We start from the raw sequence: 11,015 nt of genomic DNA on the forward strand, positions 1-11,015 counted from the left end.
TAGAACCTTTTTATTCATCGCAACGCATACCAAATTATAGAACAAGATTATTATGTCGGACTATCAGACCGATGGAGTCACCTTAGAGCAAATTGATACTTTGCCGAACAAAACGGTCAAAGAACTAAGAGAATTAGCTCGCGAACAGGGACTCTCATCAATTTCCGGGCTGCGCAAACAGCAGCTCATCGATCGAATTACCCAGTCAGTACGGGATAAAGCACGTGCGCAGAGAAATGGAAACGATAATACGGGCGGCGGTCAGGATGAAGCCTCCACGGATACCAAGCAAGGCCGCCGGAAGTCAGGTGGACGCAAGAAGAAAAAGAAGAAGAGCGTGCACGATATTTTGCCGGAGTCAGATGCGCCCACGCTTTCAGAGCGCCTGGAGGAGATTCAGCCCCAGCTGGGCCCTTACCTTATCCAGGAGGGTACGCTGGAGATTCTGCCGGACGGCTACGGGTTTCTGCGCTCGGTCAACTATAATTACAAGGCGAGTCCCGATGATATCTATGTATCGCCTTCGCAGATAAAGCGGTTTCGCCTGAAACAGGGCGACTGCGTGATCGGCATCATTCGTCCCCCCAAAGTCGGAGAGCGTTATTTTGCCCTGCTTCGCGTCGACGGTGTGAACGGCAAGATCCCAACCGATATGGATAACCGGGAGGATTTTGAAGATCTGTTGCCGATCTATCCCGAAGAACGGTTGAAGCTGGAGTATAAGCCTACCGAATACACCACACGCGTGGTTGATCTGTTTGCCCCTATCGGAAAGGGACAGCGGGGCTTGATTGTGGCTCAGCCCAAGACGGGGAAGACAACTATTCTGCGCAATGTTGCCAATGCGGTAAACAAGAATAACCCGGAGACCAAGGTAATTATTCTGCTCATTGATGAGCGTCCCGAAGAAGTCACCGAGATGGAACGCAGTGTGGAAGATGCGGAAGTCGTCGCTTCTACCTTTGATGAGCGTCCTGAAAACCATGTGGGACTTTCCGAGATTGTATTTGAAAAATCAAAGCGATTGGTGGAGAGCGGCCATGATGTGCTTATCCTTATGGATTCCATCACGCGGCTGGCCCGTGCCTATAATATTTGTCAGCCTTCGTCCGGACGTACCATGTCGGGTGGGGTGGATTCAGAGGCGTTGAAGGCACCGCGGCAGCTGTTCAGTTCCGCTCGTAATATCGAAGACGGGGGCAGCCTTACGATTCTTGCTACGGCCCTGGTGCAGACCGGCTCACGTATGGATGATCTTATTTTTGAAGAGTTCAAGGGTACGGGTAATATGGAGCTTGTCCTTGATCGCAACCTGTCAGAACGCAGAATATTTCCCGCTATTGATGTGTTCAAGAGCGGTACCCGCCGCGAGGAGCTTATCGTCCCGGAGACCGAGAAAGAGAAAGTGGTCCTGTTGCGGCGTTACCTGAACCGCATGAACTCGTTCGAGGCGATGGAGTTTGTGCTGGATAAGATGAAGGGCACGGAAGATAATGAAGAGTTCCTGATCTCCATGAATAAGTAGGGGTTCCAGTACGGATCCTGAACCCTGAAATCAGAACCCGGAACCCTGGTGGGGGGGCTTTTAACCCGGATCCCGGTCCGGGGTCGGTCTGCACGCAGAAGTTAAGCCCCGGTATTCCCTTATACGGGTATCCTTCTTATTTCTCCCAGCTGTTATTGGTGCGATTGGCATCCGGAAATTTCCGCTCCGGATCCACCACTACATTCGTCACTTCGCCTGTATGATCAATCGAAAGGGTTGCCCTGGTAGCACCCTTCAGCCAGGTTTCCACCGGAATCTTGCGCGTGAGTGTCGTGCCGTCGGACAGCGTGATTTCCACCGTCGCCGGCATGGGAGCCTGACCGCGATCTTCAATAACAATTTCGGTACCTTCTTCGGCGGGCCGGACGTTGCCTACCGCCTGGTCGAGTGTCCATGTCTCGTAATACCAGCTTCTCCAGAACCAATCCAGTTCCCGTCCGCTCACATCTTCAAATGCGTTGAACATATCCCAGGGATACGGGTGTTTGTACTGCCACCGGCTGAGAAAGGTTCGATAAGCCTCACGGAAGGTCTCCTCGCCCAGCAGGCCGCGCAGGGCCACCAGCATGGAAGCCGGTTTGGGATAAGAGGCGATGCCATAGGCAAAACCGTTATAATGATAGTCCGACCATCGCATAATGGGCCCCTCCAGGCCCGTACCGGTTATTTGCAGGTAGCTTTGATAATTCGACTGTTCAAAGGTGCCCGCGCTCTCCGGATAGTAATCCTTTTTGGATTGAGACTCGTTAAAGGTGGTCGTGCCCTCATCCATCCAGGCGTAGCGGCGTTCATTCGTACTGACCTGCATCGGTACCCACATATGGGCCAGCTCGTGAGCAATGACCGCGTAGAGCGACCGGGCGGGCCGGCCGTTGTAATCGCCGATAATCGTCATCATGGGGAACTCCATGCCACCGCCGATGATCCCGCCGCCCTCGACAGACGTCATATGCGGCCAGGGATAGCTTATGCCGGTCGTTTCAGACAGGGAGGAAAGAGCATGACGGGTAAAAGCCGCTGCGTCCGTCCAAAGCGGGGCGCTGCTGCGATAGATGGCATTGATTTCCACATATTCGGTTTCTCCGTCCCCGTCGCGATCCCCCACATCCGAACGGGTGGCATCCCACATGGATTCTTTGGTTGCGCTGAATGCAAAGTCGCGCACTTTTTTCGCTTTAAAGTTCCAGGTTACCATGCCGTTTTCGGTGGACCGGGTAACGTCGCCAAAGTCTTCTTTGGTTACCACGGGTACCACCTTGTCACTGCTATGGCCCTCCTCCAGCCGCCGGTGAATATCCTCCTTCAGGACGTCCCCTGCATTGGTCAGGTCTCCGGTGGAGGCGACCATCCACTGCTGGGGAGCGGTAATATCCACATTATAATCGGCGAAGCCGTGGTAGAATTCGGCATTTCCTTTAAATGAGTCGGTAAACCAGCCGTTGACATCGTCATACACGCGCATTTGGGGATACCAGTAGGCAATATAAAACAGGTTGTCCCCATTGTAGCCCATGCGTCCGCCCGCCCCTTGCTGAGGGATCTTGAAATCCCATGCAACCCGGATCTCTATGGAATCTCCCGGGGCTAATACGGTGCCGGGACGAACGACCATCAGAGTGCCATCTACGAGGTAGCCTTGCCTGGAACGTCCCGATTGCATCTCATCCAGGTTATTATCACCAGCGGCGACCCGGTGTAGGGTAATTCCTCCCGTCACCTCGGCTCCTTCATTTCGGACGGCCCCGCTCTTGTGAACATTTTGTGTCAGCTCCATAAAAAGCTGGTTCAGCGTATCCGGCGAATTGTTATGATAGGTGATCGTACTGCTGCCTTTGATCAGGGTATCGGCAGGCACCAGCTCGACATTCATGTCATAGCTGGTCCACTGCTGCCAGTAGTCGGAACCCGGCTTCCCCGACATAGTACGGGTATCGCGATTGATCGCCTGGAAAAAAGTTTGTGGAATTTCGCCGGTAATAGCGTTGGGAACCATCCTGCTCAGCTCTGAGGGCCTTGTCGAAAGGCGTTCCTCTTTTTCGCTGCCGGGAGCCTGTTGCTCATCCGTGGTTGCCTGTTGGGAGCCGGCACATCCCGAGAAAGCAAGTAAAGCGGCAAACAGCAGAAGGGATGCCGTTTTGGAGAGCTGTGGGAAAAGTGACATAAAGTGACATGTTTTAATGAAAATTGATGAATTCGCCGGTACTGTGATTCGACCCCGACGGTTTGTTGCACAGCCGGCCGCTGCCGGCACTGCCGCCAACATTAATTATTTGTGATGCGTATGATTGTCGTTGCAATAACCGCCATGGTCGATGCCACCGTAGAAAGAATGCCGATGCGCTCCGCTGCGCTCATTCCCTCTGTGGGCTCCTCCTCCGGCACCACAATGGTTGCCCCCGGCTCAACAGAAGGGTAATTTTTAAAGAAAAGTATCTTTTTTGTCCGGTCCACATCACCGTTGGCGTAGATAATATAGGATCGTTTTTTCCGGGCCAGGTCATTAAAGCCGCCGGCGGCCGTAATATAATCCTTAAACGAACGTCCGCTTTCAAAGCGAACCGTCGTGGGGTGAAAGACTCCCCCTTCCACGGTTACGGTCTCCAGCTGCTGGGGGATAAGCAGAGAGTCTCCCTCTTCCAGAAGCAGATCATACCTGGAGCCCGGGTTTTGGAGCACTTCCGGCAGTTCAATGCCAATCTGGGCGGACTCCTGTCGCTGGGCCAGTCGGACCTGCTCTCCCTCTTCAACGGCTGCTCCCATGCCGTTTTCTGCACCATTTGTAGTTTGCTGGGCTTCCTGCTGGGTGAATTCTCTCTTTCGGAAGAGCGTGGCTCCATCCGTGTAGGCATCGGGCGTTAATCCGCCGGCTCGCTCAATCATATCAGAAAGCCGCTCGTCACGCGAAGAGATGGCATATTTGCCGGGATATTTAACTTCGCCGACCACATAGACCTCTTTCTGCCGCTCGTAATTCGGAAGTTCCCGTATATATACCTGGTCGAAGGGCTGGAGCTCAAAGTTGGCTCCTTTTTCATTAAGACGGAGATTTTCATCTACACTAAACGTGTGGATATCGGCAATGAACGATTCATTCCCCGACCGTTCTTCAATATCCCGGATGCGGCGGGCCACCTCGATGCGATAGGGCGTAGCGGACTGCAGAAACCCATCCGCCATAAAGATGAGGTCTTCGAGGGTCATTCCATGGGCAAATTCATAGGTGTCAGGTTGCTGTACCGGTCCTTTGATACTGACCGTGAAGTCTTCCCGCAGATCAAAGATAGAGGAAATACGAACAACATCATCCTTTTGAAGGACAATATCATTTGCACGCGGATTTTGCATCAGTTCGCGTACGCTGAAAGAGATAGACTCGATCGTATAGTCATCCCGGGTGCGGTAAATGATGCCGCGGTTCATAAAGGCATCTCCCATTAATCCGTCCGCTCGCTGTATGAGGGAGTAAAGGGAGGTAGTATCTTCAAGGGCGTACTCACCGGGACGAAAGACCGCGCCTCTGATTTCAACCTTGTTGGTAAAACGGTCCAGTATTTCACCTACCGTCACCGAATCCCCGTTGCGGAGAATATAATCATCGTAATACCCTTTTTTGACATCCGTAATCTGTTTCTGTTTCGGGGTATTGCCAATGACTTTTATACGATCGGTATAGGCCTCATCCGTAAAATTGCCGGCGTAAACCACCAGGTCCTGCAGCGTTTCATTCCCTTTGAGCTCGTAAATGCCGGGCCGTTTGACTTCCCCCTCGATTTCCACCCGGTTTTCGTACGGTTGAATCTGAATGATATCCTGTGAGCGGAGACGGATATTTTCGGATTGATTACCGTAAATAAGCAGGTCGTAGAGGTCAAAAGTGGCGACCGTCTCATTGCCGCGGATCACATTAATAGTTCTGAAGCTACCGGTGGTGGTGGGTCCCCCTGCAGCATAAAGGGCATTGAAAACCGTAGACAGCGAAGAGAGCGTATAAGTGCCGGGAACTGTAGCCTCGCCCAGCACTGTAACTTTAATGCTGCGCACCTGTCCCAGCGACAGCTGCATATAGGTATCCTTATTTTCGTTATTCGGTGGGTTAAGGCCCGAGTAAATATCACCGAGTCGCGACCGGAGACGGTTGGAAGCTTCCTCTACCGTAAGACCGTTCACCTGGATCGGCCCGATATTGTCGATATTGATTGTACCCTCCGGAGAAATCTCCAGCTGGTAGTTCATCTGTGCGGCTCCCCAGATATCGATGATAATTTCGTCGCCCGGACCCAGCTGGTAGTCTTCCGGTGTCGGGATGTTTAATGCGGGTTCAAAGGTTACCTGATCGCTGGTAAAAAGCTTATAACCGAAAATCTTATTTTTAAGCTGCTGCCGGGCCCATCTGAGTGAATCGGTCTGGGCGTAAAGAGAATCGAACTTCGTCGAATCCGGGCCCTCTGTAGCAACGGGCCTCCGAAGCTGTCCGGAAACCCCCTCGGCACTTTCACTATCCAATGCTCCCCCGCTGCCCACTTGCTGAAGCCGTCGTTTTAACTTACTGGCCTGCGACTGCGGGAGTCCCCGTGCAACGGCCATCTGAACCGCTTGATCAATGGATAAGTTACGGGACTGGGCGGCATCATATATACGTTGAATCTGCTGGTCGGAAAGGTCATCGACCCTGATATTTTTAAAATCGATATCTGAGATATTTTGTGCGTTTGCCAGGGAAACGGCAAAACATACCAGCAGAATGGTTAAAATGCTCTTGGTCAGTCGCATTGAATGTATTAATCTTGTTGACATTACTTTTTTGTAAGCGGACAAATTAATGAATTTCATTGTAAACTTACATTGTGATTTGTGAATCCTGGATTGTGATTCATTTGGCTAATAAATTTGGAGCGTGGGGTCCCACTTAACACTTTTATTTTTTAACAGGAATATCACTGAGCGAAAGCCGCTCTTTTACGGCATATCTTCCCTTTTCTTTGTGGACGGTGATGACTTCCTCTTCAGTATCGTGTTCAAAGAATAGATACCAGTTATGTTTTACGGCCTGCTCCAGGAACTGTTCCTTTTCCGTCAAGGTTTGTACCGGGTACATGTCATATCCCATGACATAGGGAAGCGGCAGGTGCAAATGCGTGGGAAGCAGGTCCGCTACAAAGACAATAGTTTGTCCGCCTGCCGTAATTTTAGGCAGTTGTTGTCCAATCGTATGCCCGTGGGCCGGAAGGGCGGTAAGTCCCTCTTCATACTCATGGTAGTCGTCCACCATATTCAGTTTATCCCAGCCGGCAATAGGTTCGATGTTATCCGGCAGAAAGCTGGCTTTTTCGCGGGCATTGGGATGAGTAGCCGTATCGAGATGCTTCCGGGTGACGTGATAGGTGGCATTGGGAAAGGTGTGCCTGATCTCTTCCCGTTCGTTATAGAACGTAGTGCCGCCACAGTGATCGAAATGGAGATGAGAAAAGATCAGGTCAGTCACGTCCCCGGTTTCAAATCCATGATGCTCAAGAGAGCGCTGAAGGTTGCTGTGACTGTGATCCAGCTGATAAATCTCCTCGTACTTTTGATCGAACTTGGTACCACAGCCGTTATCAATCAGGTAGCTGCGCCCGCTGTTCTCTGAGGTAATAAGCAGGCAGCGCATGGCCATGGGAATACGGTTTTTGTCGTCGGCATCGATCCGGCGCGACCAGAGGGTTTTGGGGACGACCCCGAACATCGCTCCGCCGTCAAGCCGAAAACGTCCGGTTTCGATGGTGTACAGGTGAAAAGGTCCGAAGGAACAGTCAGTAAGATCCATTGGATTGACGAGGGGCTTATATTAAAAGTACTTTTATCTGTCGCCGGATAACTTACTGAAAAGCTACAGGAAGTAAAAGAGAAGGATGAGGCTGAGGGTTGGGCTAAGGATGAACAATTCGGAAGTCCAAAAAAACAAGCCTGTAACTTTACTTCCAACTTTCCACCATCTTAAATAATCCGTATCATACGAGCGTTAACAGGGGCCGTTTCAGGTTGAAGATTATGGGCCCGCGGGGCTACCTATTCAACTTTTAACCGTAAGACTATTCCATCTGTTTTCAACCTTAGTCGTATCCTTAACCTCATCACAACAGAATGAACAAGATACTCCATAAAGGCAGCAGGATTTATATCGCGGGTCACCGTGGCATGGTGGGCTCGGCCGTGAAGCGTAAACTGGAACGGGAAGGCTACAACCGGCTCATCAGTCGAACCAGTTCCGAGCTGGACCTGCGGAACCAGCAGGCGGTACGGTCTTTTTTCCGGGAAGAACAGCCGGAGATAGTCGTGGATGCCGCCGCCCGGGTGGGCGGCATTATGGCCAACAACGAGTATCCCTGGCAGTTTCTGTATGAAAACCTGGAGATACAGAACAATATCATTGCGGCAGCCCACGAACAGGATGTAGACAAGCTGATCTTCCTGGGCAGCTCCTGCATCTATCCCAAACATGCCGACCAGCCGATGAGTGAAGAGGCGCTGCTGACCGGACCCCTGGAACCCACCAACCAGTGGTATGCGATTGCCAAGATTACGGGCGTGAAGATGGTAGATGCACTGCGGCGTCAGTATGACCACGACTACGTATCCCTGATGCCGACCAACCTGTACGGTCCCAATGACAATTTTGACCTGAAGACCTCCCATGTACTGCCGGCCATGATCCGGAAATTTCACGATGCCAAAGAAAAAGGACACGCCCCCGTACCGCTCTGGGGAACCGGGGCACCTATGCGAGAGTTTCTGCATGTGGATGATGTGGCTGATGCGGTCTTTTTTACCCTGAATCGTAGCATGGAGCATGACCTCTATAATGTGGGTACCGGAAAAGATATCAGGATCAAAGACCTGGCCCTGCTTATACAGGATATTGTGGGACACAAAGGCGATATCAACTGGGATACGACCAAGCCCGATGGCACGCCCCGCAAGCTGATGGATGTCAGTCGCCTGGAAGAAGCCGGGTGGGAATACAGCATTGAGTTGGAGGAGGGCATTCGGATGACATATGAATGGTTTAAGGAGCACCAGGATGAGATTAAAGAACTGAAGGTTGAGGGGTGACGGTTGATGTAATTAACGAGGAGCCTGGCGGCTTTAGCAAAATCCACTGCGATACTGCGAGTTTGCCGTATTTGGCCAGATTCCGAGTTCTTTTCCGTTAAATAGGCCCGATCTTTGCCTCAAAAGAACCCGAAATGGGACTCAAATTGTTTGGCTCTCCCTCCGCTCTATAAGTCCGACAGACTCTGTTAGACTCCTGGGGGGGGAGACGAAACCTTGTGGGCTGTGCGGCCAGCCTCAGCAGGCTATTTTTTACTTACTCAAAAAGGAGCGTACCATAGTTATCATAGTCGTGAAAGGTTTTCTCAACGGGTTGCCAGCTAAAGGTGGTGCTCTGACCTCCATCGTAGTCAACGCGATAGAAATTGGCTCGCCACTCCGTGCCCGTGCCCGGAGATATGTTGTGAAGAGGTCTCAGGAGCTTGTATGGAATAAAAAACTCTGCATTCCATTGGGTAATGGATGCATTGCTTTGCCTTGGCCCCCCTTTAACGGATGTTTTATGCCGTGTTTTTCTGTCCTCTTCATACATATAAGGTCTCCAGCGTGCAAGATCTCCTCCCTCATTTGATATTAAAAGCGGCAGTTCATAGTTCAGCGGAGAGATTTCATACTCAAAGTAAACAGGATTATTCGTATCCGGCCATAAGAATACTTCAACAACATCTTCTTTCCAAAGCTTCATGAAATCGGCATCCATGGTGGCACTCAATTGCTGATCTTCACTTTCAAAAAGAAAATACAGACCAGTATCTGAATAAAGTATTTTCATCCTGGTTTTTAGTGACGTGTCGTCTGTTTTGGTACTTCTCTGGGGAATGGTAACCCACGGGGCAGCTGACCATTGGGAAGCACTACCGCGCCCGTCAATTGAAAAGTCTTCTGTTTTTTTTACATGAAGTGAACCGTTAGACTGACCCAGGAGAGGCTGGCTAATCATGATTGTCAACAAGCTAAACAGTGAAATGGTTTTTAGAATCATCGTTTATATCGGTTGAGAGTAGTATGTATATCTACATCGACTTTGTGTAAAAATCGACTTTGTGTAAAAATCGACTTTGTGTAAAAATAGAGGAATCCTATTACGGCAACATACCCTGAAATCAATAATGTAAGTTCGAAACTATACAAAACAAAACAAAACGAAACTATGTTGAAATAATAAAAAGAAAAAAAAGAAAAAAATCACTTGATAATTTCATTTTTAATTTGAATAATAAAAAAGAAAAGGGTTAAACTTTTTTTAGTTGCTACAATTTGCAGGATGAGGGGGCTTTAAACCAGGGGTTTTGGTCAAAATCAACCCCTGAGTGCATTCAAAACCACAGCATGTAAAACGTATGTGAGGATGTTGAATATGCGAAAATGCTGAGAATGGCCAAAAGAACGGTTTTGCAAAAGCCTTCGAAGAGTTTTAGGGCATATGGATACGAAAAAGGCCTGCTGAGCTCAGGGTGCTGGAATTGAGTCTCCGTGCTTCGTATTATGTTGGCACAGCTATAAAACACATGGAAGAAGACAGCAACGGTATCGAATGTTTACGTATCCTTTTAAAGGATAGTTTAGCTTAACACCCGGATTTTTTGACAAAAAGGTATAAATCAAGGTACTACGACAGATAGGTAATAAAGCTTTATGAAGGTTTGTAAATTCTCTTTAGTTCTTACCGTTGCTTTACTTCTGGGATGTCAGCCTGACGAGCCCCAGGTAACTACCGACCGACCTAATATTATTTATATCCTGGCCGATGACCTGGGATACGGGGAGCTGGGCGCCTATGGACAGGAGAAAATTGAGACGCCCCATATCGATGCGCTGGCCGAAAATGGGATGACCTTCACCCGGCACTATTCCGGCGCGCCGGTCTGCGCCCCGGCCCGCTACATGCTGATGACCGGCAGGCATCCCGGTCATGCCTATATCAGATCCAATGAAGAATGGGCCGAGCGGGGTGATATATGGAATTATGAAAAGATGGCGGCCAATCCGGCTTTAGAGGGACAGCGTCCGATCCCGGACTCAACGATTACGATAGCGGAAGTGCTGCAGGAAGCCGGATATAAAACCGCGGCCATCGGCAAATGGGGACTGGGCGCGCCCTTTACCGAGGGAGTCCCCAACCGGCAGGGGTTTGATTTTTTCTTTGGCTATAACGGCCAGCGCCAGGCTCATACGTATTATCCGATTTATTTATGGCGGAACGAACAGCGCGTAGCCTTGAGTAACGAGTTGGTGCCCCCCCACCAGGGGCTGCCGGAGGGGGCTGATCCGAGCGACCCGGCCAGCTACGCCCGGTTTCACGATCAGCCCGACTACGCGGCGGAGCTGATGGGCGGGGAGGCCCTGCGATTTATCGGGGACCAGAGCGGCGGGGGAGACG

General features: G+C 50.5%; 7 protein-coding genes. 3 read left to right on the plus strand and 4 right to left on the minus strand.

Annotated features, from left to right (window positions below; translation table 11 throughout):
* Window positions 1–52 precede the first annotated feature (52 nt).
* Window positions 53–1,525 (plus strand): transcription termination factor Rho, encoded by a 1,473-nt coding sequence (rho, locus tag BUB16_RS03085; RefSeq protein ID WP_073059352.1) that lies wholly within the window; start codon window positions 53–55, stop codon window positions 1,523–1,525.
* 136 nt (window positions 1,526–1,661) lie between these two features.
* Here the strand turns inward: rho and BUB16_RS03090 are convergent, their stop codons facing one another.
* The 3 genes from BUB16_RS03090 to BUB16_RS03100 all read right to left on the minus strand — a co-directional run bounded on the left by BUB16_RS03090 (window position 1,662) and on the right by BUB16_RS03100 (window position 7,349).
* Window positions 1,662–3,707 carry a M1 family metallopeptidase gene (locus tag BUB16_RS03090; protein ID WP_073059353.1) on the minus strand — a complete coding sequence of 682 codons (2,046 nt, stop codon included), beginning with the start codon at window positions 3,705–3,707 and terminating at the stop codon, window positions 1,662–1,664.
* 101 nt (window positions 3,708–3,808) lie between these two features.
* Entirely contained in the window at window positions 3,809–6,316 is a 2,508-nt protein-coding gene (locus BUB16_RS03095; protein ID WP_073059354.1) for an SLBB domain-containing protein, read from the minus strand.
* 145 nt (window positions 6,317–6,461) lie between these two features.
* On the minus strand, window positions 6,462–7,349 hold the full coding sequence (locus tag BUB16_RS03100; protein WP_073059355.1) for an MBL fold metallo-hydrolase: 888 nt from the start codon (window positions 7,347–7,349) through the stop codon (window positions 6,462–6,464).
* 326 nt (window positions 7,350–7,675) lie between these two features.
* Here BUB16_RS03100 and BUB16_RS03105 point away from each other — a divergent pair, with 326 nt between their 5' ends.
* Entirely contained in the window at window positions 7,676–8,635 is a 960-nt protein-coding gene (locus BUB16_RS03105) for a GDP-L-fucose synthase family protein (RefSeq protein ID WP_073059383.1), read from the plus strand.
* A 256-nt stretch (window positions 8,636–8,891) separates the two neighbouring features.
* On the opposite strand, the gene BUB16_RS03110 is transcribed toward BUB16_RS03105, so the two are convergent.
* The gene (locus BUB16_RS03110) at window positions 8,892–9,617 is read right to left on the minus strand and encodes a carbohydrate-binding family 9-like protein (protein WP_073059356.1); all 726 of its coding nucleotides are present in this window, start codon (window positions 9,615–9,617) and stop codon (window positions 8,892–8,894) included.
* Window positions 9,618–10,270: 653 nt separating this feature from the next.
* Here BUB16_RS03110 and BUB16_RS03115 point away from each other — a divergent pair.
* A partial coding sequence (locus BUB16_RS03115; protein WP_170864271.1) for a sulfatase-like hydrolase/transferase occupies window positions 10,271–11,015 on the plus strand: 745 nt, incomplete at its 3' end.

This window comes from Fodinibius roseus, from assembly GCF_900129315.1.
In the GTDB taxonomy this organism is placed as follows: Bacteria; Bacteroidota; Rhodothermia; order Balneolales; family Balneolaceae; genus Fodinibius; species Fodinibius roseus.

Excerpts from the sequence above, each read along its gene's own strand:
- rho (WP_073059352.1), top strand. The coding sequence starts at position 53 with ATGTCGGACTATCAGACCGATGGAGTCACCTTAGAGCAAATTGATACT.
- BUB16_RS03090 (WP_073059353.1), bottom strand. The coding sequence starts at position 3,707 with ATGTCACTTTTCCCACAGCTCTCCAAAACGGCATCCCTTCTGCTGTTT.
- BUB16_RS03095 (WP_073059354.1), bottom strand. The coding sequence starts at position 6,316 with ATGCGACTGACCAAGAGCATTTTAACCATTCTGCTGGTATGTTTTGCC.
- BUB16_RS03100 (WP_073059355.1), bottom strand. The coding sequence starts at position 7,349 with ATGGATCTTACTGACTGTTCCTTCGGACCTTTTCACCTGTACACCATC.
- BUB16_RS03110 (WP_073059356.1), bottom strand. The coding sequence starts at position 9,617 with ATGATTCTAAAAACCATTTCACTGTTTAGCTTGTTGACAATCATGATT.